20 protein-coding genes are annotated in these 25,661 nt (G+C 40.6%); 11 read left to right on the forward strand and 9 right to left on the reverse strand.

What is annotated here, in order from left to right; all coding sequences use genetic code 11:
- Window positions 1-88 precede the first annotated feature (88 nt).
- Window positions 89-736 (reverse strand): isoprenoid biosynthesis glyoxalase ElbB, encoded by a 648-nt coding sequence (elbB, locus tag FLM54_RS01345; RefSeq protein ID WP_010390362.1) that lies wholly within the window; start codon window positions 734-736, stop codon window positions 89-91.
- Window positions 737-1,246: 510 nt separating this feature from the next.
- Here elbB and polA point away from each other — a divergent pair.
- The 3 genes from polA (at window position 1,247) to FLM54_RS01360 (ending at window position 5,582) form a co-directional block, all read left to right on the forward strand.
- Window positions 1,247-3,982 carry a DNA polymerase I gene (polA, locus tag FLM54_RS01350; protein ID WP_178954682.1) on the forward strand — a complete coding sequence of 912 codons (2,736 nt, stop codon included), beginning with the start codon at window positions 1,247-1,249 and terminating at the stop codon, window positions 3,980-3,982.
- Between the two features lie 497 nt (window positions 3,983-4,479).
- Window positions 4,480-5,067 carry a YceI family protein gene (locus tag FLM54_RS01355; protein WP_055012277.1) on the forward strand — a complete coding sequence of 196 codons (588 nt, stop codon included), beginning with the start codon at window positions 4,480-4,482 and terminating at the stop codon, window positions 5,065-5,067.
- Complete coding sequence (locus FLM54_RS01360; protein ID WP_178954684.1) at window positions 5,064-5,582, forward strand: DUF1285 domain-containing protein; 519 nt, start codon at window positions 5,064-5,066, stop codon at window positions 5,580-5,582. Before FLM54_RS01355 ends, FLM54_RS01360 begins: the two co-directional genes overlap by 4 nt.
- On the opposite strand, the gene yihA is transcribed toward FLM54_RS01360, so the two are convergent.
- Complete coding sequence (yihA, locus tag FLM54_RS01365) at window positions 5,583-6,224, reverse strand: ribosome biogenesis GTP-binding protein YihA/YsxC (RefSeq protein ID WP_138607234.1); 642 nt, start codon at window positions 6,222-6,224, stop codon at window positions 5,583-5,585.
- A 281-nt stretch (window positions 6,225-6,505) separates the two neighbouring features.
- Here yihA and FLM54_RS01370 point away from each other — a divergent pair, with 281 nt between their 5' ends.
- The 3 genes from FLM54_RS01370 to FLM54_RS01380 all read left to right on the forward strand — a co-directional run bounded on the left by FLM54_RS01370 (window position 6,506) and on the right by FLM54_RS01380 (window position 9,001).
- Window positions 6,506-7,138, forward strand: coding sequence for a c-type cytochrome (locus tag FLM54_RS01370; protein WP_008112717.1), 633 nt, complete (start codon window positions 6,506-6,508; stop codon window positions 7,136-7,138).
- A gap of 750 nt (window positions 7,139-7,888) precedes the next feature.
- A complete protein-coding gene (gene yihI / locus FLM54_RS01375) occupies window positions 7,889-8,473 on the forward strand; it encodes a Der GTPase-activating protein YihI (RefSeq protein WP_178954686.1) in 585 nt (194 codons plus the stop codon).
- Between the two features lie 12 nt (window positions 8,474-8,485).
- On the forward strand, window positions 8,486-9,001 hold the full coding sequence (locus FLM54_RS01380; RefSeq protein WP_010390378.1) for a DUF2489 domain-containing protein: 516 nt from the start codon (window positions 8,486-8,488) through the stop codon (window positions 8,999-9,001).
- A 67-nt stretch (window positions 9,002-9,068) separates the two neighbouring features.
- Here the strand turns inward: FLM54_RS01380 and hemN are convergent, their stop codons facing one another.
- Window positions 9,069-10,442 carry an oxygen-independent coproporphyrinogen III oxidase gene (gene hemN, locus FLM54_RS01385; protein WP_178954688.1) on the reverse strand — a complete coding sequence of 458 codons (1,374 nt, stop codon included), beginning with the start codon at window positions 10,440-10,442 and terminating at the stop codon, window positions 9,069-9,071.
- Window positions 10,443-10,558: 116 nt separating this feature from the next.
- Window positions 10,559-11,083 (reverse strand): ribosome biogenesis factor YjgA, encoded by a 525-nt coding sequence (gene yjgA, locus FLM54_RS01390; protein ID WP_010390384.1) that lies wholly within the window; start codon window positions 11,081-11,083, stop codon window positions 10,559-10,561.
- Window positions 11,084-11,228: 145 nt separating this feature from the next.
- Here yjgA and pmbA point away from each other — a divergent pair, with 145 nt between their 5' ends.
- The 3 genes from pmbA (at window position 11,229) to FLM54_RS01405 (ending at window position 15,479) form a co-directional block, all read left to right on the forward strand.
- Entirely contained in the window at window positions 11,229-12,578 is a 1,350-nt protein-coding gene (gene pmbA, locus FLM54_RS01395; protein ID WP_138569778.1) for a metalloprotease PmbA, read from the forward strand.
- Window positions 12,579-12,687: 109 nt separating this feature from the next.
- A complete protein-coding gene (locus FLM54_RS01400; protein WP_178954690.1) occupies window positions 12,688-13,167 on the forward strand; it encodes a DUF721 domain-containing protein in 480 nt (159 codons plus the stop codon).
- Window positions 13,168-13,406: 239 nt separating this feature from the next.
- Window positions 13,407-15,479, forward strand: coding sequence for a M13 family metallopeptidase (locus FLM54_RS01405; RefSeq protein WP_010390389.1), 2,073 nt, complete (start codon window positions 13,407-13,409; stop codon window positions 15,477-15,479).
- 100 nt (window positions 15,480-15,579) lie between these two features.
- On the opposite strand, the gene mutT is transcribed toward FLM54_RS01405, so the two are convergent.
- Complete coding sequence (gene mutT / locus FLM54_RS01410) at window positions 15,580-15,978, reverse strand: 8-oxo-dGTP diphosphatase MutT (RefSeq protein ID WP_075169495.1); 399 nt, start codon at window positions 15,976-15,978, stop codon at window positions 15,580-15,582.
- A 70-nt stretch (window positions 15,979-16,048) separates the two neighbouring features.
- The gene (gene secA, locus FLM54_RS01415) at window positions 16,049-18,757 is read right to left on the reverse strand and encodes a preprotein translocase subunit SecA (protein ID WP_178954692.1); all 2,709 of its coding nucleotides are present in this window, start codon (window positions 18,755-18,757) and stop codon (window positions 16,049-16,051) included.
- Window positions 18,758-19,379: 622 nt separating this feature from the next.
- Here secA and FLM54_RS01420 point away from each other — a divergent pair.
- The gene (locus FLM54_RS01420; RefSeq protein ID WP_178954694.1) at window positions 19,380-20,150 is read left to right on the forward strand and encodes an NADP-binding protein; all 771 of its coding nucleotides are present in this window, start codon (window positions 19,380-19,382) and stop codon (window positions 20,148-20,150) included.
- Between the two features lie 195 nt (window positions 20,151-20,345).
- Here FLM54_RS01420 and hutH read toward each other — a convergent pair whose 3' ends face one another.
- The 3 genes from hutH to hutC are packed head-to-tail and all read right to left on the reverse strand — an operon-like array spanning window position 20,346 to window position 24,301.
- Entirely contained in the window at window positions 20,346-21,878 is a 1,533-nt protein-coding gene (gene hutH, locus FLM54_RS01425) for a histidine ammonia-lyase (protein ID WP_178954696.1), read from the reverse strand.
- Window positions 21,875-23,554 carry a urocanate hydratase gene (gene hutU / locus FLM54_RS01430; protein ID WP_178954698.1) on the reverse strand — a complete coding sequence of 560 codons (1,680 nt, stop codon included), beginning with the start codon at window positions 23,552-23,554 and terminating at the stop codon, window positions 21,875-21,877. The genes hutH and hutU overlap by 4 nt, the downstream gene beginning before the upstream one ends.
- 18 nt (window positions 23,555-23,572) lie before the next feature.
- Window positions 23,573-24,301 (reverse strand): histidine utilization repressor, encoded by a 729-nt coding sequence (gene hutC, locus FLM54_RS01435; RefSeq protein WP_178954700.1) that lies wholly within the window; start codon window positions 24,299-24,301, stop codon window positions 23,573-23,575.
- Between the two features lie 109 nt (window positions 24,302-24,410).
- On the opposite strand from hutC, the gene hutI reads away from it, so the two are divergent.
- Entirely contained in the window at window positions 24,411-25,658 is a 1,248-nt protein-coding gene (hutI, locus tag FLM54_RS01440) for an imidazolonepropionase (RefSeq protein ID WP_138607220.1), read from the forward strand.
- Window positions 25,659-25,661: the final 3 nt, after the last annotated feature.

Genomic DNA, 25,661 nt, shown 5'->3' on the forward strand with positions numbered 1-25,661 from the left:
AAATACGACTAATGATTGTCTTAACTCAATAAATTACCTAAATAAAACGGGATCATTAGACATCTAAATGCGATCAGAACCCTAATAATTAGCTAATGGCCAATACGTTACGTACTAGTTTTTCGATTCCTGCATCGGCATCCATAATTGATTGTGCCAACATATAAGCAGGTGTTGTAACCAGCTTATTATTTTTATCAATAACAATATCATCCACTTTACACTCAATATGCTCAGCGCCTAATGTGGTTAAAGCATCGGCCGTGTCGCTATCATTACCAATAGTGAGCTGTGGTTTATTATAAATGAATGGCAATAAAGCGGGTGCAATACACATATAACCGGTGGCTTTATTTGCTTTTGCAAATGCTTTACAAGCGCTCAGTACTTCGTCATTTACTTTCGCGTTAGTGCCATTAATAGCAAAGTCAGATAAGTTTTTAGCTACACCAAAGCCGCCAGGAATAATTAAAGCGTCAAATTGTGTAATGTCTAATTCAGCGAGTGACTTTATATTGCCACGGGTGATTCGAGCCGATTCCACTAATACATTACGCGACTCTGCCATTTCTTCACCAGTAATGTGATTAAGAGTATGGTACTGCGTAATATCGGGTGCAAAACACTGATATTTCGCGTTGTTTTTTTCAATGTGTAATAAAGTAAGCACTACTTCATTAATTTCACTGCCATCAAATACGCCACAACCTGCTAAAATTACCGCTATATTTTTCATATTATTTTGCTCCATTGAAGTCATTTTAATAAAGTTTAACACGACGAATCAGCCTATCTAAAAATTTATTTGCTGGTTTTTTAGCCGCAAAGTAAGTTGTTATGCGCTATATGCCATTTGATAACTAGTAAGGGTAAAAAAAATTATAAAGGATCGCTATGATCTTTGATCCATTATGCTAGAATGCTCATCCAGTTATTTAAATGGACGTAAATAATCAAAGTGGGTTACAACACCAGTAACGGTTTAAATGCCTTTTCCACATTGATAGAAGAATAATAAAAAAGAACCTCGAATTATCTTTTTTTAAACAAAACAATAAATTACAAACTAATCTAAGCATTTTGCTATGTTTCGGATGGATGGTTTGTGGGTGTTATCTACATAGTTATCCACAAGTTGCTAAAAATGTAGCGCTCTTAATCACATTAATTCACAGTCGTTTTATTTACTGCCTTATGGCATGCTTATACTTATATTACTTTTTTGTATTTAGGATCCAATTTTACCATGGCTCAGATCCCCGAAAACCCGCTTATTCTTGTTGATGGCTCTTCATATTTGTTTCGTGCTTATCATTCTCCACCTCATTTAACTAATTCTAAAGGTGAAGCCACTGGCGCCATTTATGGCGTGGTAAACATGTTGAAAAGTTTGATCAAACAATACGATCCTTCACATATGGTAGTGGTGTTTGATGCCAAAGGTAAAACTTTTAGAAATGACATGTACAGCGAGTATAAAGCGAATCGTCCGCCAATGCCTGATGATCTGCGTACCCAAATAGCGCCGCTACATAGCATTATTAAAGCGATGGGCTTTCCATTAATTAGTATTGAAGGTGTAGAAGCCGATGACGTGATTGGTACATTTGCGCGCATTGCTTCTGAGCAACAACGCCATGTACTGGTATCAACTGGTGATAAAGATATGGCACAGTTGGTTAATGAGCATGTCACCTTGATCAATACCATGACCGACAGTATTTCAGATCCCGACACTGTGGTTGAAAAGTTTGGTGTTGGACCTGAACTTATTATCGATTATTTAGCCTTAATGGGCGATAAAGTAGATAATATTCCAGGCGTTGAAGGGTGCGGGCCTAAAACAGCGGTTAAATGGTTACAAAAGTACGGATCGCTTCAGGGCGTAATTGATAATGCTGCTGATATCAAAGGTAAAATAGGTGAAAAGCTTGCAAAAGCGATTGATCATTTACCATTGAGCTATGAACTTGCCACTATTAAGTGTGATGTGGAGGTTGAATCCGATCTTGATACTTTTAAATTGCAAACACCGAATAAAGACGAATTAATTGCATTATATGGTGAGTGCGAGTTCCGTCGCTGGTTAGCTGAATTACTAGACAATCCAAAAGATGCTGACACACATTTAGCGGTCCCAACCCAAGAGAATGAGTTGCCAAAAGTTGAAGATGCGCACTATGAAACGATTTTAACTGAGGCCCAATTTAATACATTGATAGAGCAGCTCAATGAAGCTGAGCTATTTGCTTTTGATACTGAAACAACCAGTTTAGAGTATATGAAAGCGCAGTTGGTAGGGATGAGCTTCGCAGTAAAAGCAGGGGAAGCCGCCTACTTACCGGTTGCACATGATTACCCAGGTGCGCCTGAACAGCTAAGCCTTGAATTTGTGATGCAAAAGCTTGGGCCAATATTAGCTGACGAAAATAAAGCTAAAGTTGGTCAAAATTTAAAATATGATAAAAGTGTGCTTGCCAATGCTGGCTATGAATTAAATGGTATTAAGTTTGATACTATGTTGGAGTCTTATGTTTTTAACAGCGTAGGTACTCGTCATGATATGGACTCATTAGCACTTAAATATTTAGGCCACAAAAATATTAGCTTTGAAGACATTGCTGGTAAAGGTAAAAAGCAGCTCACGTTCAATCAAATTGAACTTGAAAAAGCGGCGCCTTATGCCGCAGAAGATGCCGATATTACTTTGCGTTTACACCAAGTACTATGGCCGAAACTTGAAGCGGATGAAAAGCTTAAATCGGTATTTGAAAATATAGAAATGCCACTAGTAAGCGTTATTTCTGACATTGAGCGCACCGGTGTTGCTATCGACAGCAATATGTTGGCCACGCATAGCCAACGCTTAGGTGAACGGTTACTTGAGCTTGAAAAAGAAGCGTTTGAAATCGCAGGCGAACCGTTTAACTTAAGCTCGCCAAAGCAATTACAAGTACTGTTATTTGAAAAGCTAGAATTGCCCGTTATCAAAAAAACACCCAAAGGCGCGCCTTCTACAGCAGAAGAAGTACTGCAAGAATTAGCACACGATTACCCATTGCCTAAAGTGATTATTGAGCATCGCGGTTTATCTAAGCTTAAATCAACTTACACAGATAAATTGCCACTGATCGTGAATGAGCAAACCAAGCGTGTGCATACTTCTTATCATCAAGCGGTAACAGCAACGGGTCGATTAAGTTCAAGCGATCCTAACCTACAAAATATTCCTATTCGCTCAGAAGAAGGGCGCCGTATTCGTGAAGCCTTTATTGCTGCCGATGGATATAAAATTGTGGCGGCCGATTACAGCCAAATAGAGCTGCGTATTATGGCGCATCTTTCACAAGATAAAGGCTTGCTCAATGCCTTTGCAAATGGCTTAGATGTGCATAGCGCTACAGCTGCTGAGGTATTTGGAGTTGAGCTTGAAGAGGTTACATCTGATATGCGCCGTAAAGCTAAAGCCGTTAACTTTGGCTTAATTTATGGCATGTCGGCATTTGGTTTGGCACGTCAACTTGATGTACCACGCCATGAAGCGCAGCATTATATTGATAAATATTTTGAGCGCTTCCCAGGTGTTTTAGAATACATGGAAACAACCCGTGAAAAAGCAGCAGAAAATGGTTACGTAGAAACTATTTTTGGCCGCCGTTTACATTTACCAGAAATAAATGCCCGCAATGGAGCACGCCGCAAAGGCGCTGAGCGCGCAGCAATTAATGGCCCTATGCAAGGCACTGCTGCTGATATTATTAAAAAAGCCATGTTAACAGTACATGCATGGGTTAATCAGCAAGCGCCTAATACGGTTAAGCTACTTATGCAGGTACACGATGAATTGGTATTTGAGATTAAAACAGAGTGCACAGAGCAATACACTCAGCAAATTTGTGAGCTGATGTCACAAGCGGCACAGCTAGATGTACCACTTATAGTTGAAGCTGACGAAGGTGATAACTGGGAACAAGCGCACTAATTTGGTATGCCAAGGATGCCTTGTCTTAGGTAAACACAACAGTTAAAAAGAATTATTTAAAAGCGCCAATAGGCGCTTTTCTTTTAGCTTGCAGGTTAAAAAAAAGTTAAATTAAACAGCAGTTTGTATTAAATCGTTAGAGGTTCGTCAATTCGCTTCGAATATCGATAATATGCTTGTATTTTTACGCTTGCTTTTGGTAAAGTGCCGCCCGTCCTCATCCTGTAGGACATCCTGTTGATGATGCATCGTAAGATGCAACGTATTGATAGCTTCTCCCCAGTTTGCTATATCGGCCTATCATATATTTGATGGGCCGTTTTTTTATAGCTTTACTCCTAAGCGTTAAATTTATTCTCTAATTGCACTTAGCGTTTCAAGTGATACCATCAGTTTACTGTGCGTTTTCTTTTTAACTCAGCGTATTAGTGATTTTCAATTTGACTGATCAAAGTATTATTTTTTCGGGTATAAATCTTTTATTTTAGGAGTACATTATGTTTAAAACGTTAGCTGTAGCAGGTTTATCTTTATCATGTTTACTAGTTTCAGGTGTTGCATCGGCAAACTGGCAGTTACTCAACGATAAAAGCCAATTAAGTTTTGTCTCAATTAAAAAAAATAGCATTGCTGAGGCAAGCCATTTTACTCAGTTATCAGGGCAATTGAGTGAGCAAGGTCAGTTTAGCGTAAATGTTGATTTAACCTCAGCTGAAACGTTTATTCCTATTCGTAACGAGCGCCTAAGCAAAATTTTGTTTGAATCTGACACATTTGCAAATGCAGTATTAACCGCTGACTTATCTGATAAATTGTCACTTATTAAGCAGCCTGGTCAGTACGTATTAAAAGGTGTTAGCGCCGAGCTAGACTTTCACGGTCATAAAAAGCCACTTGCAGTTGATGTACTTGTTAGTAGTGCGGAAAACGGGGATTTAAGCGTAGCATCATTTACACCTATCATTATTAATAGCGATGACTTTAAAGTCACCGAAGGGATAATGCAGTTACAAAAACTAGCCGGCTTACCTTCGATTGCTACTGCGGTACCGGTTACTTTTGCACTGACCTTTAAAAAACAGTGATTTCTCTTAACGAACTTAGTAAGCAACTAAGCGAGCCAAGTAAACCTTTTGAACAATGGCAGCCTGCTCATTGCGGGCAATTGCCACTGCTGATTGACGAACAAGGTAAATGGTTTTATGCGGGTAGTGAAATTACCCGCCAAGCCATGATAAAGCTGTTTGCTAGTGTGTTGTGTCGCGAAGATGGACAGTTTTATTTAAAAACGCCAGTAGAGAAAATTGCGATTGAGGTTAAGGATGCGCCATTTATTATTGTAAGTTGGCATCGTGAGTCGACCTCTGATGGTGATGTTATTTGTTGTATTGATAACCTACAGCGTACCTGGCTACTAAGTCGTGCTGAGCTGCTACATATTAATAATTACAAAGCCGCTGCAGTGCCTTATATGCAATTACCCTATGGTTGTTTTGCGCGAGTTGCCAGAAATGTGTTTTATCAGTGGGCTGAAATAGCCGAAACTGATGAGCTCGGCTATTTTATTACCTCCGCGAATGAGCGGTTTTATTTAGGGTAATTACTCTGTGTCAGCAGGTGGAATTGCTACGATTGGACCTAAGTACCACTCATCTAACTTTTTAGCGACTTCTGGTAAGCCTGTGCCTTTAAGTGATGAAAAAGCATGAACTGTTATATCGCCATCTAATTCACTCAATTCACGACGAACACTAAGTACCTGTGATTTACGTGGACCTTGCTTGAGCTTATCTGCTTTAGTTAATAGTGCCAATACTGGAATTTCACTACCTACAGCCCAATTAATTAAATCACGGTCTAAATCTTTTAATGGGTGACGAATATCCATCAACACCACAATACCTTTTAAGCTTTGACGTTTTTGTAGGTATTCGCCTAGCGACTTTTGCCATTTCTTTTTCATTTCAATTGGCACTTTCGCAAAGCCATAACCTGGTAGGTCAATTAGGCGCATGTTATCTACATCGGCAAGTTCAAATGTGTTGATCAGCTGAGTACGGCCAGGTGTTTTACTAGTACGTGCTAACTTTTGATCGGTAAGGGCATTAAGCGCACTTGATTTACCTGCATTTGAGCGACCGGCAAACGCGACTTCAATTCCCGTATCAGCAGGTAATTTAGTGATGTCTGGCGCGCTTGTAACGAAAGACGCAGTGTTATACTTGATACGAGATTTGAGCACAGGCTCTCCTAAAACTAAAAAAAATAACATTGGGTAAACCAAATTCACCCGTGGCGCGTATTTTATACTATAAAGTAGCTATTAAAAAGTGTCTTCGAGCATGTAAAACCGTTGCTGATGGTACATTTTAACTGGCTTAGCGATTAATTTTACTCAAAACCCTATAATTTATAGGTTTAATGTGTGTAGAAAACGTGCCAGAGAATTTAATATCGTGTAGAATATAAAAATCACAACATCCATATTGTAGATGATACAGGGTCGGAAACAGAGAATTCACCATGAAAAAAATAGCACTATCTTTAACTATATTGCTTGGTGCGTTGTCAGCAAGCAACGCAACAGCATTTGATGGCGATGTAAACGCAGGTAAAGAAAAATCAGCAACGTGTGCGGCTTGTCACGGCCCAGACGGTAATGCGCCGGTTAACATCTACCCAAAAATTGCAGGCCAACACGCAGATTACATATACAAACAACTTACTGAATTTAAATTAGGTATGACTTCGGGCGGTAAAGAAGGTCGAATGAATCCAGTAATGAGCGGTATGGCAATGCCATTGAGCGATCAAGATATGAAAGACTTGTCTGCTTACTTTGCTTCTTTGAACATGTCTGAAGGTGCTACACCTAAAGATGTTCAAGAAACAGGCGCCATGTTGTACAAAGCGGGTGACGCTGAACGCGGAATTCCATCATGTGCGGCTTGTCATGGTCCACGTGGTAATGGCTCTTCACTAGCTAAATTCCCAAAAATTTCTTTCCAACATCCTGAATACATCAAGTCACAACTTGAGCAGTTCAGAGATGGCACTCGTAATAACGACCTAAATGGTGTTATGCAAGATATTGCTAAGAAACTTACAGATAAAGACATTGAAACATTATCTAAATACCTAGGTGGTCTACACTAAAGTCGTATTTATTTAGATATTGTTAACATAATACAATGTTAAATAGACAAAAAGCAGCTTTGGCTGCTTTTTTTGTTTCTGAAATGACCGATAAAGCCCCTTCACTTGTAAGACATTGACCATACTTTAATGTAAGAAAAGTCTCATTTTATTTTTATTTTTTAAGTTAACTTATTGTAACTTATATTTTTTAACCTTTTCTGTTATGTTTTACACAAGAAAAAAGATATAAATTAGTTGTAACAAAATTATTAACGAGTAAATTAACCCCTGTCGCAACAATAATAACAAATAGGAAAACGTTATAAGGATCGTAGCGCGGCACGACTGAATAGCACATTGAGAGTGCTACTAAAGGAAATAACAAAAAAGTGTCAGGAAAGACCGAAAATAATAAAAACTCATGGAAGTTTAATAATAAAAACAAAATGGAATGCTACACGGAAGATAAATAATAATAATACGGATAAAGAAATAATAATAAAAATAATAAAGACTAAAAAGTCGAAGGGAGAAGTGTCCATATAATGGCGCTCAGATTAGCAGGCGGTAGAGATGTTTTCTCTACCGCCTTTTTATTTGTCCTGTTACAATACCCCCCGTTTAAAAAAAGCATCTAAATATGCTTTGGCGTATATATAGAGAAACCCAACCTCTAAAACGCAAACCGAATTCTTCTGGCTAGGCCAGCATCGCGATGCCCATTGAGTTGCGCCTCGCTCAAAACCTCTTAAGTGAGACGATCAAGATATGAGTAGAAAGAAAAAGTCACGTAAAATTCCATCAAATGGACCCGTTCGTTTAAGCCAAGATAAGCTTAAAGAAATGCGTGCATTGAAAGAGCAACGTGTAAAGAAAACCAAAGGCGCTAAGTCTGGTTCACGTAATGCACCTGATGCATTGAGTAATGACACTCAAAAAACAGGTTCGGCTGCTAAAGACAAACGTGTTGGTAGTAAAAAAGCAGTACCATTAGTTGCCCCAGCCGCTGAACCAAAAGTCGAAATGAAACGTAACCTTAAGCCTGTAGCAGAGCTTAAAAAGGCGATTGAGCCTGAGTTAACGCCTGAGCAAGAATTAGAGGCGCTTGAAAATGATGAGCGCTTGCTTAAATTAGTTGAGCGTCATGAGCAAGGTGAAATGCTAACGGGTAAAGATGCTAAATACTTTAATAGCCGTATAGCGCGTCACCAAGTGCTGTGTAAGTTATTAGGCATTGAAGATGAAGAAGAATTTGAAGATGACTTCAGTGATGAAGAAAGTAATTCAGATTTTGATCAATACCTATCAAACGACCTAGCTAATGAATGGCTAGATGACGACGAAGATAAGTAATAAGGATACGCAATGAGTACAGCAGTGATCTTAGCCTTAGTTGTAGGTGCTGCTATTATAGCGGGCTTGGCATTTTATGCGGGTCAGTTGCTCTACAAGCTAAATGTGCAAAAAAAGCTAATTAGCAAACAACAGGCAGAGCAACAGCAAAAACTTAAGCAGTCGCGTTTAAAACGTAATGCAAAGCTAGCCGATAGTATTCATTTAATTGCACGTGCGATGAATGAAAAGCAATGTGATTACTCTGAGGGCTGTTTACGTATCTGGGTGCTGATGTCGCAATATAGTTTTGATACTGAGCGTGACTTAACAACTGCATACCCAGGCATTTATAAAATGTACGACGTGGTAAAAGAAATGCCAACTCACGATTCGCGCAAAAAGTACGCTAAAAAAGAAATTTTTAAGCAAGATACCGCACGCTGGCGCGCAGAAGAATCACTGAGTGATGAAATTGAAGCTGACTGTAAAAAAATTATTGTTGAGTTTAAAGCAGCCCAAGGCAGCGAAAACGTGGTTTTTAACTAGCACTTAAATTTTACAGCATAAAAAAGCAGACCTAGGTCTGCTTTTTTTATGCGCGCTATTTTTTAAATTATATAACCCGTGAGAAGCGAGTGGCATTTATTTGTTTTTGTAAGTGCGCATCAAAGCACATACAAATAATACGAATAAATAAATTCCCTTTTGGTGTTACGCTAATTAGGTTGTTTTCTATTGTTACCATTTCATCGGCAATTAATGGTGCGAGTGCCTCTAAGGCATCTTTAAAGTAGTCATTAAAGCTGATTTTATGTCTGTTCGCGAATACGCTCATATCAAGCTCAAACTGGCAAATAAGTTGTTTAATTGCATCCGCTCGAATAAGGTCATCTTGGGTTAAATGCATGCCTTTATTAATGGCACTGCCTGCTTGCTCATCGATTGTTTGGTAATAGTGTTTTAGCTCTTTCTTATTTTGTAGTATGGCTGTGCCTATTTGCGATATTGACGAGACCCCTAAGCCTAGTAAATCACATTCTCCATGGGTAGTGTAACCTTGAAAGTTACGATGAAGTTGGCCGCTATTTTGAGCAATAGCCAATTCATTATCAACTTTTGCAAAGTGATCCATACCTATAAATTGATAGCCCGCCTGTGTCATTTGCTCTAGGGTATTTTTGAACATAGTGAGCTTATTATGGGCACTGGGTAAATCAGCATCTTTTATTTTACGTTGAGCGGCAAAACGATCAGGTAAATGAGCGTAGTTAAATACTGAAACACGGTCGGGGTCTAAAGCAATCAGTTGCTCAATAGTTTGCTTAAAACTCTCAGGTGTTTGTAGAGGCAGGCCATAAATCATATCTGCATTAATTGATTTAAAGCCTAATTGTTTTGCTTGGGTAATTAACTGCTTTACCTCATCAACATGTTGAGGGCGGTTAACAGCTAGTTGAACTTGATCATTAAAATCTTGAATACCAAATGACACACGATTAAATCCCATCTCGCTTAAGTCAATCAGCATATTGTCAGCCAGTGAGCGAGGGTCTATTTCTATACCGCGCTCACAGGTATCGCTAAAGTTAAAGTGTTGCTCTAGTAGCTTTACTAAGCGAGTCATTTGGGCTGCGGTCAAAAAGGTTGGAGTACCGCCTCCTAAATGTAATTGCTCAACCTGATAGTCTTGAAATAGCGGCGCTTGTGCCACGATTTCTTTAGCTAAAAAATCTAGGTAGGTATCAGCTTTAGATTGATGGCGAGTAATAACTTTATTACAGCCACAGTAATAGCAAAGCTGGCTACAAAAAGGAATGTGAATATATAAAGACAAAGCACGGGTTTGCGATGATTCAATAGCGCTAATCAAATCTTGTTGCTGATAGCCGTCAGCTAACGAAAGTGCAGTCGGGTAAGACGTGTAACGCGGACCCGATACATTGTATTTGTTTATTAAAGTTTGATCCCATTGAGGAAGTTTAATCATCACGCGCACCTTATCTTTTAAGTTGCTGCGTATTGTAAAAAAGGAAAGGGGAAGGGGGTTTGATCTACAACAAAAAAAGGTGCCGTAGCACCTTTTTAGTATGTAACGTGGCTGCGTTACATTATGGCGTCTTTTAAATACTGAAATAGCTCTTTGTAGCCTCTCGCAGGCTTTTCTGCTTTTACTTCTTTGGCCGCATTACGCACCAGTTGGCGCATTTTTTGGCGCTCAAGAGCTGGGTATTGTTCAATTGTTTCGTTGATTAAGTCATCGCCTTGCTCAATTAAATCACTGCGCAGCTGCTCAATCTTTTTGATCATAACCTCTGCTTGGTTATTTTTATTAAGCATTACATCAATGATCGCTTTAATTTCTTCAATGTTTTCTACTGTACGAAGGGTTTTTGCTATGTAATTTAAGTGGCGGCGGTATGCATCACTTTTATTACTAATTTTATCGGCAACAACCATTGCTTCTTTTAAATCATCATTAAGCGGTAAGCGTTCGCGCTGCTTTTTACCCATTTTGGCAATTTCAGACCCTAACTGATGAAACTCTTGCGCTTCGCGCTTAAGTTCACTTTTTGATACATATATAATTTCTTCTTCAATTTCAGCAGGCTTGCCTTTTTTCTTCGCCATGGGGTGCTCTTAAGTAAAAATAACTTTATCTATTATACGCGATTCTTTTAGTGATTAATATTAGCTGATGTGGTGCAGTGAGTGTGTTAGCATTTAAATATAAAAAATGTGTGCAACATTGCCTTCTGGGCTCAGGACAGAATTTATGAAAAGCCAACACCAAGATCCAATATATTCGCAAATTTCTCAAGTAAAAGATGCCGTTTCTGAAGTACTCGAACATGCTAAAAAACTAGGCGCTACTGCTGCTGAAGCTGCTATGTCGAGCACATCAGGGCTGTCGGTAAGTACGCGTATGGGCGAGGTAGAAACCATTGAGTTTAATCAAGACGGTGGTTTAGGTATTAGCGTGTATGTTGGTAATAACAAAGGCTCCGCCTCTACGGCTGACTTAAATCCAAAAACATTGCGATCTGTGGTCGAAAAAGCCATAGATATTGCTAAATTCACCTCAGATGATCCGTGTAATGGTATTGCTGATAAAGAATTACTTGAGTTTTCGCCTAAAGATTTAGATTTATTTCATCCTTGGGATGTAAGTCCTGAGCAAGGGATTGATTTATGTCATGCTGCTGAGCAAGCCGCATTAAATGCGGATGAGCGAATTGTGAATTCTGATGGTGCTAGTTTTTCTTCGCACCAAGGGTTGCGAGTGTATGGCAATAGTCATGGTTTAATTGCAGGCTACCCAAGAACACGCCATAGCATAAGCACTATGGTAATAGGCAAAGAGGGCGAACATATGCAGCGCGACTCAGCCTACACAATTTCCCGCGATCAAGCAGGGCTAAAAGATGCTGCAAGTGTTGGGCTTGAAGCTGCTGCAGAAACCCTAGCTAAACTAAACAGCCAAAAACTAGGCACCATGAAAGTGCCGGTTATTTTTAGAGCCGATATTGCTAACTCATTGTTTGGCCATTTAGTGTCAGCGATCGGCGGTGGCGCACTGTATCGCAAATCCAGCTTTTTACTGGATAGCTTAGGTACACAAGTGTTCAGCAAAACTGTTAATATTTCAGAGCGCCCACACTTATTAAAAGGGTTAGCATCATCACCTTTTGATAGCGAAGGGGTTAAAACTCTAGACAGAGAAATAATACACGGTGGTGAATTGCAAACATATTTATTAGCGAGCTACGCAGCGCGTAAAATGAATATGACGCCAACAGGCCATGCCGGTGGTATTCATAACTGGTTGGTTGAGCAAACCCATCAGGACTTAGCTACACTATTGAAAACCATGGGCACGGGTTTGTTAGTCACTGAACTTATGGGGCAGGGTGTAAATACCGTGACTGGTGACTACTCTCGTGGTGCAGCTGGTTTTTGGGTTGAAAATGGTGAAATACAGTACCCAGTAAGTGAAATAACTATTGCTGGTAACTTAAGAGATATGTTTAAAGGTATTTCAGCTATTGGTGGCGATATAGAGCGACGTGGTGGTATTCAAACGGGCTCAGTGCTGATTGAGCAAATGCAAATTGCGGGTGCTTAATACCCTTCCACAATAATACTTAATTCAGCGAATTGGTATACACCCACTTTGTTTGCTTAAATTAAGCTTAATTTAAGCAAACTTTCCTTTGAGGTTTTTAAGGTGTGATATGGCTAAAGATAGATATGCGCCAAAACCATTAACTGACATTATGGCCGGGCTAAACAACCGTTTAGCAGCCTATGCGGGAAAAAGCCAAGCATTGGATACACAGCAACAACTGTTACGCGATTTTTTAGGGCCTAAGCTAGGCGATAAATGTCGAGTAAGTAATTATCGTGACGGCACACTGATGATAGAAGCTGTTTCAGCTCCTATTGCTCTTAGGCTTAATTATTTAAAAATGGATATGCAGTCTCATTTTAGAGCCGCAGGTATGGCAGAGCTTGGACAAATAAAAATTACCGCCAATCCACAAGCAACTCAACGATTAAGTAATCGTCCTAAAGCGACAGATAGCCAAGCGACTAACTCTCTTAAAATGAGTGTGCAAACGGCTGATTATTTGAATGCGATCGCCGATTCTGCCCCTCCTTCATTAAAAGAAAAGCTGCAGCGCTTAGCATTACATGGCAAAAGTAAGCCCTAGCTAGCCCTCATGCTAGGCTCTTTTTCACGCTTTGAACAAACGCAAAATACTTTGTTACATATTCGATTTTATTGTTATTTAAATCAGGTTTATTATGCTTAGCTAGTGCTTCCTAAATTAGGTTGTAGCTGATGCGTATTTCATTAAGCAGGTAATAGACTGCATCCTATTGTTGTTTTTTTTGAGTTATCAAATCTTAATGAAATGCGTATTTATTCTAATTAATATACGGAATTCTTATGAAAAAAATAACAATGACTGCCGCCAGTATTGCATTGGCGTTAGGTTTGGTTGGCTGCGGCGAAAAGCCACAACAAATGAAAGCAGAATCAACCACAGTAACTGCACCGGTGGCGGCCCCTGGTGCGCTAGGTGTTGATTTACAAAATATGGATAAAAGTGTTCGTGCACAGGATGATTTTTATTACCATGTTAATGGTCAATGGTTAGCAAAAACTGAGATTCCAGGTGACAAGTCTAACTATGGGTCGTTCTCACAGTTATATGATGAATCGCAAAAAGCAATGAAAACAGTGCTTGAAAACGCCAGTGCTAATAGTAGTGCAAAACCAGGTTCAGATGAATATAAGATTGGTGCATTTTATTCTAGCTATATGGCTGAAAATGCTCGTGAAGAGTTAGGTATTTTGCCACTTGAGCCAGCTATTAAAAGCATTGATACAGTGAAAGATAAAGCCGCGTTGGTCACACTGATGGCACAGCTACAAGTTAAAGGTGGCGATCTTCCTTTTGGCTGGTATGTTAATAATGACGCTAAAAACTCAAGTGAAAATGCGCTTTATGCCTATCAAGCGGGACTTGGTTTACCTGATCGTGACTACTATTTAAAAGATGATGAAAAATTCACAAAAATTCGCGCGGCTTATCAAACGTATATCACCGATATTTTAGCTAAAGCTGGCGTTAATAATGCTGCTGATGCAGCCAAAGCGATATTAGCACTTGAAACGACACTTGCTGATGCACAGTGGAGCCGAGTGCAAAGCCGTGATGCAACTAAGTCATACAATAAAATGACGGTAGCTGAAGCTAACTCGCTAATGGGTGAGTTTGATTTAAATGCCTATTTCGAAGCAGTTGGCGTTGATGCTCAAGAGTTAATTGTGCGCCAACCAAGTTACTTTGAAAAATTTGCAGAGATTTTCAACAATACTGACTTAGCTGTTTGGCAAAACTATTTAAAATTCCATTTTGTTAGTAATTACGCGCAGCTACTTAATAAAGATTTAGTGGATTTGAAGTTTAATTTTTACAGCACCACGTTGCGTGGTGTTGAAGAGCAAGCACCACTTTGGAAGCAAGCCGTTGATGCATCAAACAGTGTACTGGGTGAAATTTTAGGTAAAGTCTACGTTAAAGAAAACTTCCCGCCAGAAGCAAAAGCACGTATGGAAGAGTTAGTTGATAATGTGATTAAAGGCTATTCAGTGGCAATTGAAAACCTTGAGTGGATGAGCCCTGAAACAAAAGTGGCGGCGCAAGAAAAACTCAATAAGTTTACCCCTAAAATTGGTTACCCAGATAAATGGAAAGATTACTCAGATTTAGCGATTAACCCTGATGAACTGGTAGGTAACTATATTCGCTACAGTGAATGGGCTTATGCAGATATGATTGCTAAATTAGGTAAGCCAGTTGATCGCTCTGAGTGGCATATGACTCCACAAACAGTGAATGCTTACTACAATCCAGTGAATAACGAAATAGTATTCCCTGCGGCGATTCTGCAGCCTCCTTTCTTTAATTTAGAAGCGGATGATGCGGTTAACTATGGTGCTATTGGTGCGGTTATTGGCCATGAGTTAGGCCATGGCTTTGACGACCAAGGGGCAAAATACGACGGTGATGGCAATTTACGTAATTGGTGGAGCGAGTCAGACCTTAAGCAGTTTGAACAGCGAAGTGCTGCCTTAGTTGCACAGTATAATCAATATAAACCGTTTGAAGATGCCAGCGTTAATGGTGAGCTGACACTGGGTGAAAACATTGGTGATTTAGGCGGCTTAACCGTCGCTTATAAAGCGTATCAGCTATCGCTGGGTGATTCGAAAGCGCCCATTATTGAAGGCTATACGGGCGACCAACGCTTCTTTATGGGCTGGTCGCAAATTTGGCGTCGTAAATACCGTGATGAGGCGCTACGTAATCGTTTAATGACGGATTCACATTCACCGAGTCATTATCGCGTAATTGGTATTTTGTCGAACATGCCAGAATTTTACCAAGCGTTTGATGTTAAAGAGGGCGATAAAATGTATATCAAGCCTGAAGATCGCGTAAAAATTTGGTAATTTGAGCTGAAATTAGCTTAGAGCTATTAATCGCAAAATAAAAAGCCAGTGAGCATCATGCTCACTGGCTTTTTAGTTACTTATATGCCTGATGATGAAACTAGCTATATTTCGTTTTTATGGCGCTGATAATCTCGACATTGGCCGCAGGGAAATCATAGTTATCAAGTTCGTCTATGCTGACCCATTCGCTTGGTTGTCCTTCTGCGCCATGAGCTTGACCATTAAAGTTACTGACCACATGCACATTAAGTCGTACGCATTTATCGCCATAGTCATGCTCTATAGTGATAAGTTCGCTTGAACTATGAATAGTCAGTCCTACCTCTTCTAGCAGTTCACGTTTTAGGGCTTGAAACACACTTTCTCCAGCTTCAACTTTGCCACCAGGAAACTCCCATAGCCCACCTTGATGTTGCTCATCTGCACGTTTACAAATAAACAAATTGTTATTTTTTTTAATTACACCCACAGCAACATTGATGATTACTTTAGTCATTACCTCTCCCTTAAACAGCATAAAAAAAGCGACGCAAGCGTCGCTTTTTATCTAACGTAGCAAAGTGGTGTTATTTTAATTTACCACAACATTGTTTGTATTTTTGGCCTGAACCACATGGACATGGATCGTTACGGCCAACTTTTGGTTCGCTACGTGCCATAACCTGAGCGCTTTGCGGTGCTTCACCACCTACGTGCTCTGCTTCTTCATGTTGATATTCGCGAGGGGCATTTTCACTTTTACGGTGTTGCTCTTCTACTTTTTCAACATCTTCTTCAGCGCGAACTTGCACTTTACTTAAAATACCGACCACATCGACTTTTAAGTTTTCTAGCATTTCAGAGAATAACTCAAACGACTCACGTTTGTATTCTTGCTTAGGATTCTTTTGTGCGTAACCACGTAAGTGAATACCTTGGCGTAAGTGATCCATTGCCGCAAGATGGTCTTTCCAATGTTGGTCAAGACTTTGAAGCATAATGGCTTTTTCAAACTGACGTAGTACAGAATCGCCGACCATTTGTTCTTTTTGCTTGTAGGCTTGTTCAACCGCTTCTTCAATACGCTCACGAAGTTTTTCTTCATACAGTTTATTGTCATCAGCTAACCACTGAGTAATTGGTAACTCAATTAGGAAATCTTGCTTTAAGCGCTCTTCAAGCCCTGGGATATCCCACATTTCAGCCAAGCTTTGTGGGGCAATGTATTGATCAATTACACCAGCGAGCACATCACCACGGATAGCGGTAATCGTTTCTGAAATATCACCTTCTTCAAGCAATTCGTTACGTTGAGAGTAAACAACACGACGTTGGTCGTTTGCTACATCATCGTACTCAAGTAGCTGTTTACGCACATCAAAGTTACGTGCTTCTACTTTACGCTGTGCGTTTTCGATTGCGCGGTTAACCCATGGGTGTTCAATCGCTTCGCCGCGTTGCATACCTAGTTTACGCATCATGTTAGTCATGCGCTCACCGGCAAAAATACGCATTAACGCATCATCCATCGATAGGTAAAAACGGCTTGAACCGGCATCACCTTGACGGCCAGAACGACCACGTAATTGGTTATCAATACGACGTGATTCATGACGCTCTGTACCAATAATGTGTAAACCGCCGGCATCAATTACTGCATCATGGCGAATCTTCCATGCGGCTTTAATTTCGGCAATTTGTTCGTCAGTTGGGTTTTCAAGTTTTTCAACTTCACTATTCCAGTTACCACCCAGTACAATATCGGTACCACGACCAGCCATGTTAGTGGCAATAGTAACAGTCCCTGGTAAGCCCGCATCAGAAACAATGTCTGCTTCTTGTGCGTGGAATTTAGCGTTCAGTACATTGTGCTTAATTTTTTCTTTACGTAAAAACTGCGACAAGTACTCAGAGCTTTCAATTGAGATAGTACCTACAAGTACTGGCTGACCACGTTCTTGACAGTCTTTAATGTCTGCTAAAATGGCTTCGTACTTTTCTTCTTGCGTTAGGTACACCAAATCTGCGCGATCATCACGGATCATTGGCTTATTGGTTGGCATAACAACTGTGTCTAAACCGTAGATAGACTGAAACTCAAATGCTTCTGTATCGGCTGTGCCTGTCATACCTGCTAGCGTTTCGTACAAGCGGAAGTAATTTTGGAACGTAATAGAAGCTAACGTTTGGTTCTCGTTTTGAATTTTCACACCTTCTTTTGCTTCTACGGCTTGGTGTAAACCTTCTGACCAACGACGTCCTTCCATAGAGCGACCTGTGTGCTCATCAATAATGATAACTTCGTTTTCTTTAATAACGTAGTCAACATCTTTTTGGTAAAGCTTGTGTGCACGAAGAGCTGCATAAACGTGACTAAGTAGCGTGATGCTCGCTGCTGAGTACAGTGAATCACCTTCTTCAATTAAGCCGCGCTCTGTAAGTAGCTCTTCAACTTTTATTTGCCCACGCTCAGTTAGGTGAACTTGCTTAGATTTTTCATCGATAGTGAAATCGCCATCGCCTTCAATCCCTTCCTCATCTTCTTTTTCTTGTAGTTCAAGTAAAGGAACAATGGTATTTATTTCAGTGTAAAGCTCTGAGCTGTCTTCAGCTGGGCCTGAAATAATAAGCGGCGTTCGCGCTTCATCAATTAGGATTGAATCCACTTCATCCACTACGGCATAAAATAATGGGCGTTGAACGCGCTCATCAATGCTAAATGCCATGTTGTCACGTAGGTAGTCAAAACCAAATTCGTTATTGGTACCGTAAGTGATGTCAGCTTCATAAGCTTGTTTTTTCTGTTGTGGCATCATGCCCGGAACATTACAACCAACGGTTAAGCCTAAAAACTCAAATAGTGGACGGTTGGTTTCAGCATCACGCTTGGCTAAGTAGTCATTCACGGTAATGACATGAACGCCTTTGCCTGTTAAGCCATTTAAATAAGCAGGAAGCGTTGCTGTTAGGGTTTTACCTTCACCAGTACGCATTTCTGCAATACGGCCTTGTTGTAAAACCATACCACCTAATAATTGCACGTCGAAGTGACGCATACCGTTTACACGCTTTGACGCTTCACGTACCACAGCAAATGCTTCTGGTAGAATATCGCCTAAGCTTTGTCCGTTATCGTAACGTTCTCTAAACTCAGCTGTTTTAGCTTTTAAATCTTCATCTGAAAGCGCTTCTAGTTGCGTTTCAAGTGCATTGATCAGTGCGACCGTCTTTCTTAGGTTTTTAATAGTGCGGTCATTGCGACTACCAAAAATCTTGGTAAATAAATTAGATATCATGATAAAACCGTTACAATGTGTTTTTTTGCTAGCCGTGCATCGGCTAACCCATTTTTTACAATTGATAATTAATGTATTCTTTAAATTAACCTTTAGGACACATTAATTAGCAATTTTGTATTAAGCTGCTTAAAAAGCACTGTTTATTACCTGCGCTACTATACCAGACTCTGCTAAACATCAAACTACCTCTATAAAAAGATCTTCATTTAAAACAGAAAAATGAGATCTCGCTCATAAAAATAGCGTTATGTAACGAAACTTGATTAAAACTGCAGATAAACAGACTCTGAAGATATGGTGTTGAATAAATTAAAAACAAGGGTGAAACGCCTAAATTTTACCCTTAAATACTTTGCTTGCGGTCATCGCTTTTTAACTCTTAAATTGCACAATCTTTTTATTTATTACTCTTCGTAAGTCACTTAAGCCATACGGTTTATCGGCAGGTGCATATACATGGTAGCGGTATCATTAAATAAGCTACTAATCGCAAATGAAGCGTGTGTTAATATCTTATGCAATCAGCGTTTGCTAATATTATTTTTAGTAGTATAAAGTTCATCATATTTTTTGTTGCTATAAAACGCGTTGATTGAGTTTTAATAAAAGGGAAAATAAAGTGCAAACCAACAAAGATAACTTAGTAGTCCTTGGCGCTGGTTGGCTTGGCCAAGCCTTATGTATTGATGCACAAAAACAAGGTTGGCAAGTGCAAGGAACTCATCGTAGTGACACTCATCAATTTGATTTTGAGCGTCAGTTTGTTTTACAAAACGGCGAGCTGCAGCACCAAGTGGATTTACAAAACGCGTACTGGGTGTGTGCTATACCGCCGCGCAGTCGTGACAGCGAAAGTGATTATTCTCAAGTGCTGGAGCAGGGGTTAAAGCTGGCAACTGAACTTAATTGCAAAGGTTTTTTATTGTGCTCATCGACTGGAGTGTATGATCAAGAGCCTGGAGTTTATAGTGAAAGTAGCGATATATCTGGCACTAACGAGCGACAAATAAAGCTCTATGATGCTGAAGAGCAAGTACTTGAGCAGCAAGGTAAAGTTTTAAGGTTAGCCGGATTGTTGGGGCCAAACAGAGAGCCGGGTCGTTTTGTGGCAGGTAAAGAGCTCAACACCTCTAGTCAGCAAGTGGTGAACATGGTGCATCAACAAGATGTGATCAATGCCATTTATGCGGTACTTAACAATTGGTCACAAGGGCAAAGCATTTATAATGTAGTTAACCCTGCGCATCCGAACAAAGCAGATTATTATGCACAAAAATGTGAGCTGTATGGCACACAAATGCCAAGTTTTAGTAGTGATGAAGTCGCTGAGCGCAAAGTTATTGGCTCAGCGATAGAAGCGCTGGGTTTTAGTTATCAGTATGGTATTTAACCTGAACTCTGAATAATAAATCTATCTCAAGCAGCTATTTTCAGTGCTAACTGCGTTGAATTTACTTGCAATAGGCGAGCTTTCGACACGTAATTTCGCCTTGTTTTCACTGGAAATCTCTGGCTAGAGAAAATAAACATAAATATCATATTGATTCAATACGTTAGTAAATCTCTTAACCAGAGTTCAGGCTATTTAATAAGAAGGTAAGGGCGAATTTTTTATAAAGTCGGACAACTTACCTTCACTTAGTAGTGTGTTAGCCGCTTCGATATCGGGAGCAAAGTAGCGGTCTTTATCGTAATAGCTAACATGTTGGCGTAGCAGTGCCTTCGCATTTTCTACCTGCTTACACGCATGTAGTGGCGCTCTAAATTCTAACCCTTGAGAAGCACTTAGCCACTCAACGGCTAACACGCCTTGCGTATTATTAGCCATATCAACTAAGCGCCTAGCGGCAAAGGTTGCCATAGAGACATGGTCTTCTTGGTTAGCTGAGGTCGGTAAGCTATCTACCGAGGCTGGGTGTGCTAGTGACTTGTTCTCAGAGGCGAGCGCAGCTGCGGTCACTTGAGCTATCATAAATCCTGAATTTACCCCACCGTTTTCAACTAAAAATGGCGGCAATTTTGATAAATTAGAGTCAATCAGTAGGGCAATACGTCGCTCAGCTAAGGCGCCAATTTCGGCAATGGCAATCGCAAGATTATCAGCGGCCATAGCAACGGGCTCAGCATGAAAGTTTCCACCTGAAATAATATCCCCCACATCGGCAAAAACGAGTGGGTTATCGGTTACCCCGTTTGATTCACATATTAATACTTCGGCGGCTTGGCGTATTTGGGTTAAGCACGCACCAAGTACTTGCGGTTGGCAACGCAGGCAATAAGGGTCTTGTACTTTTTCACAATTAATATGTGAGTCACTAATTTGTGAGTGGGTACTTAATAGTTCTCTAAATACGTGCGCGGTATCAATTTGCCCTTGTTGACCACGAACCTCATGAATACGTGCATCAAATGGTGCGCGACTGCCCATGGCGGCCTCAATACTGATAGAGCCAATTACACAGCTTTGTGCGTACAAGTCTTCGGCTCTAAATAAGCCCTGCAGTGCAAATGCAGTAGAGGCTTGCGTGCCATTTAATAAGGCTAAGCCCTCTTTGGCGGCTAATGTCAGTGGCTCAAGCCCTGCAATTTTTAACCCCTGTTCTGCGCTTATTAGCTCTCCTTGGTAGCGCATTTTCCCTTCACCCAATAAAGGCAGGCACATATGAGCAAGGGGGGCTAAATCGCCCGAAGCGCCCACTGAGCCCTTTTTAGGCACGCATGGGTACACTTCATTTTTGAGTAGCTGTATAAAAAACTCAATGACTGCTAAACGAATACCAGAATAACCCCGTGATAAAGAATTTACTTTTAGGGTGATCATTAATCTGACCGTGCTGTCATCCATTAATTCGCCAATGCCCGCAGCGTGTGAAAGCACAATACTGCGTTGTAATAGTTCTAGCTCATCATTCGCTATTTTAGTATTGGCTAATAAACCAAAGCCGGTATTAATACCATATACAGTACGCTGCTCGTTTATTACGTCTTGAACGGTTTGCGCGCTGGCTGCTATTTGTGTGACGGACTCAGTTGCCAAAGTTAAATCTACGGCCGATTGATTAATTTTTCTTAAGGTATTTAATTCAAGCTGACCCGGTGTGAGTGTGTATGAAATCATGACTTATCCTTGTTAAGCATAGGTAGGTCTAGGTTTTGTTGTTGTGCACAGTTTTTTGCAATGTCATAACCAGCATCGGCATGGCGCATTACACCGGTAGCGGGATCGTTCCACAGCACTCTAGCAAGGCGTTGCTCTGCTTCATCGGTACCATCGGCAACAATAACTACACCTGAATGCTGGCTAAAGCCCATTCCAACGCCGCCACCATGATGAAGCGATACCCAAGTAGCACCGCCAGCGGTATTGAGCAGGGCATTTAAAAGTGGCCAATCAGAGACAGCATCGGAGCCATCTTGCATGCTCTCTGTTTCACGATTAGGACTAGCTACTGAGCCTGAGTCAAGATGATCGCGGCCAATAACTACTGGTGCTTTAAGTTCACCATTTTTAACCATTTCATTAAAGGCAACCGCTAAACGCGCGCGGTCTTTTAAGCCAACCCAACAAATACGTGCAGGCAAGCCTTGAAATTGAATTCGCTCACGCGCCATATCAAGCCAATTATGCAAATGCTTATCATCAGGAATGAGCTCTTTTACTTTTGCGTCTGTTTTGTAAATATCTTCGGGATCGCCCGATAGTGCTACCCATCTAAATGGGCCAATGCCTTCACAAAATAATGGACGAATATAAGCAGGCACAAATCCAGGGAAATCAAAAGCATTTGCTACGCCTTCTTCGAGCGCCATTTGACGAATATTGTTGCCGTAGTCGGTAGTTGCTGCGCCCGCATCTTGCAGTGCCAGCATCGCTGTTACTTGAACAGCCATTGACTGTTTGGCCGCTTTTACCACTGCTTGTGGATTATCGATTCGCATTTTTGCTGCATGCTCCATACTCCAACCTTGTGGCAGGTAGCCGTTAAGCGGATCATGAGCAGAGGTTTGATCGGTGACTATATCGGGAGTAATACCACTTTTTACTAAGGTACTAAAAACATCAGCCGCGTTACCAAGTAAACCCACAGAAAGCGCTTCACCTTTTACACAGGCATCGGTTATTAATTTTAATGCATGCTCAAGATCTGTGGCTTTTACGTCGACGTACCCTGTTTTTATTCGAAAATCGATACGGCTTTCATCACATTCCACCACTAAGGCACTAAAGCCAGCCATGGTTGCAGCTAATGGTTGTGCTCCGCCCATTCCTCCCAGGCCACCTGTTAACACCCACTTACCTTTGGCATCGCCTGAGAAATGTTGTTTTGCCATAGCTACAAAGGTTTCGTAAGTGCCTTGAACAATTCCTTGAGAACCAATATAAATCCAAGAGCCAGCGGTCATTTGGCCGTACATCATCAAGCCTTTTTTATCTAACTCGTTAAAATGTTCCCAGTTAGCCCAGTGCGGAACAAGGTTAGAATTTGCAATTAATACCCGCGGTGCGTTGCTATGAGTTTTAAATACCCCCACCGGTTTACCTGATTGCACCAATAGGGTTTCGTCATCTTCAAGGCGCTCAAGCGTCGCAATTATTTTGTCGTAGCTTGGCCAGTCACGGGCAGCACGGCCAATCCCACCATACACCACCAAAGCTTGCGGGTGCTCGGCAACATCAGGGTCTAAATTATTCATTAGCATGCGTTTAGCTGCTTCGGTTTGCCAGCTTTTAGTAGATATTTGATTACCATGCTGTGCGCGAATTGTGCGTTGTGTGTCCAGTCGATGATCCATTATTCACTCCTGTTAAATTTAAGCGTTATGGGCTTTGTTATTGTTTTTAAATGTTAATTGTCCGCCCAAGCGGTACTTACTGCCTGGCGATATAAGTCGTGCAAAACTAACAATTCCGTTTACCGACCAAGTACGGCGTATTACTTGTAAACAGGGCTCTTCATTATATAAATTAAGCCATTGGCACATTTCACTGTTTGGCGTAATAGCCTCTACCGTATGCCTCGCTTGCGTTAAAGGAGCAACTGTTGATAAGTATTCGTGCGGGGTAAGGGCGGTAAAATCTTGTTGTAAATAATCTTTTGCAAGGGGTGGATTTACAAAGCGCTCCTCTACTTGCAAGGGACTGTCGTTTTCATTATGAATAATGACACTGCGATACACCACGCTATCTACCTCTACACCTAAAGCAATTGCAATTGGCGCGACGGCATTAATCGATTCTAATACTTGCACTGTGCAGCTGTAGTTTCCGTTTCGCTCTTTTACTTCATTGGCGATGTTTTTTATTTCAAGTAATGACGACTGAGACTTGAAGCTTGCTACAAACGTACCTAGGCCTTGGCTACGGGTTAAAATACCGGCATCAGTGAGTTCACTAAGTGCCCGACGTGCGGTCATTCTGCTTACTGTAAACTGTTTGGCTAGTTCGTTTTCTGAGGGGACACGTTGGTTTTCAAGCCAAAGCCCACTGCGTATTTTGTCCACAATAAACTGTTTTATTTGCGTAAACTTAGGTGTTGGCATAAATATTTTTAGTATATTAAAAATAAACAATACCTAGTAAGATGGCATAATCATCTTGTATATACAAGATGTGTTTTTAAACTTGTTGAACACTATCGCGGAGAGACTTATGCAAGCCACAGAATCCACAGAACAGTTAAATGATATCGATTTATTACTCACCGATGCCAATATTGCCACCATGGATAACAACATTGATGCACCTTATGGAGCGATAGAAAATGCGGCTTTAGCAATTAAAAATGGCAAAATAATATGGTTGGGTGAGCAAACTGAGTTACCTGATTTTGATGTATTAGCCACTCCGGTAGTAAGTATCAAAGGGCAGTGGTTAACCCCGGGCTTAATTGACTGCCATACTCACTTGGTGTTTGCCGGTTCTCGTGCACAGGAGTTTGAGCAGCGTTTACAGGGGGTAAGCTATCAGCAAATTGCCGCGCAAGGGGGCGGAATTGCAAGTACCGTGAAAGCAACCCGAGAGGCTGACCACGAACAATTATTTGTAGCAGCAAAAGATCGTTTAAATGCACTGCTAGCTGAAGGTGTCACTACGGTAGAAATTAAGTCAGGGTATGGGCTTGATATAGAAAATGAAAAAAAAATATTAGAAGTCGCTAGGCTTTTAAATCAACATCATCCTATTGAAGTCATTAATACCTTTTTAGGCGCGCATGCACTACCTTTAGAGTTTAAAAATCGCAGTGATGATTATATAAATTTAGTGTGTAATGAAATGCTTAACACACTTGTTGAACATGATTTAGTCGATGCAGTAGACGTATTTTGTGAGGATATTGGTTTTAGTCATGCTCAAACGCAGCGAGTATTTGATGCGGCTAAAAAACTGGGGTTAGCAATTAAGTGCCATGCTGAGCAATTATCCAATCAACAAGGTGCTGCGCTGGTGGCGCAATACAATGGTTTGTCGGCCGATCATTTGGAATATCTTGATGAAGCCGGAGTTAAAGCTATGGCAAATGCAGGTACTGTGGCGGTATTACTGCCCGGTGCTTTTTATTTTTTAAAAGAAACGAAATACCCTCCAATTGAACTGTTAAATAAATACAAGGTTCCCATCGCAATTGCCAGTGACTTTAACCCAGGCACATCACCGTTATGTTCTTTGCAATTAATGATGAATATGGCTTGTACATTATTTAATTTTACTCCAGAACAGGCATTAATGGGAGTCACGGCACACGGAGCTCAGGCTCTTGGTTTTGCTGATAGAGGCGTATTAAAAGTAGGCGCTCGCGCCGACATAGCACATTGGCAAATTGAGCATCCAGCACAATTAAGTTATCAGTTTGGGGTAAATAAACTGTTAAATCTATGGATATTGGGTAAACTTAGCTAATTA

It is taken from the genome of Pseudoalteromonas sp. Scap25 (assembly GCF_013394125.1).
In the GTDB taxonomy this organism is placed as follows: Bacteria; Pseudomonadota; Gammaproteobacteria; order Enterobacterales; family Alteromonadaceae; genus Pseudoalteromonas.

Coding starts and splice junctions, on each gene's coding strand:
- pmbA (WP_138569778.1), top strand. CDS start 11,229: ATGAAAAGCCAACACCAAGATCCAATATATTCGCAAATTTCTCAAGTA.
- secA (WP_178954692.1), bottom strand. CDS start 18,757: ATGATATCTAATTTATTTACCAAGATTTTTGGTAGTCGCAATGACCGC.
- hutC (WP_178954700.1), bottom strand. CDS start 24,301: ATGCCAACACCTAAGTTTACGCAAATAAAACAGTTTATTGTGGACAAA.
- hemN (WP_178954688.1), bottom strand. CDS start 10,442: ATGATTAAACTTCCTCAATGGGATCAAACTTTAATAAACAAATACAAT.
- FLM54_RS01400 (WP_178954690.1), top strand. CDS start 12,688: ATGGCTAAAGATAGATATGCGCCAAAACCATTAACTGACATTATGGCC.
- mutT (WP_075169495.1), bottom strand. CDS start 15,978: ATGACTAAAGTAATCATCAATGTTGCTGTGGGTGTAATTAAAAAAAAT.
- FLM54_RS01405 (WP_010390389.1), top strand. CDS start 13,407: ATGAAAAAAATAACAATGACTGCCGCCAGTATTGCATTGGCGTTAGGT.
- polA (WP_178954682.1), top strand. CDS start 1,247: ATGGCTCAGATCCCCGAAAACCCGCTTATTCTTGTTGATGGCTCTTCA.
- FLM54_RS01370 (WP_008112717.1), top strand. CDS start 6,506: ATGAAAAAAATAGCACTATCTTTAACTATATTGCTTGGTGCGTTGTCA.
- hutU (WP_178954698.1), bottom strand. CDS start 23,554: ATGGATCATCGACTGGACACACAACGCACAATTCGCGCACAGCATGGT.
- FLM54_RS01380 (WP_010390378.1), top strand. CDS start 8,486: ATGAGTACAGCAGTGATCTTAGCCTTAGTTGTAGGTGCTGCTATTATA.
- hutI (WP_138607220.1), top strand. CDS start 24,411: ATGCAAGCCACAGAATCCACAGAACAGTTAAATGATATCGATTTATTA.
- elbB (WP_010390362.1), bottom strand. CDS start 736: ATGAAAAATATAGCGGTAATTTTAGCAGGTTGTGGCGTATTTGATGGC.
- yjgA (WP_010390384.1), bottom strand. CDS start 11,083: ATGGCGAAGAAAAAAGGCAAGCCTGCTGAAATTGAAGAAGAAATTATA.
- yihI (WP_178954686.1), top strand. CDS start 7,889: ATGAGTAGAAAGAAAAAGTCACGTAAAATTCCATCAAATGGACCCGTT.
- FLM54_RS01355 (WP_055012277.1), top strand. CDS start 4,480: ATGTTTAAAACGTTAGCTGTAGCAGGTTTATCTTTATCATGTTTACTA.
- hutH (WP_178954696.1), bottom strand. CDS start 21,878: ATGATTTCATACACACTCACACCGGGTCAGCTTGAATTAAATACCTTA.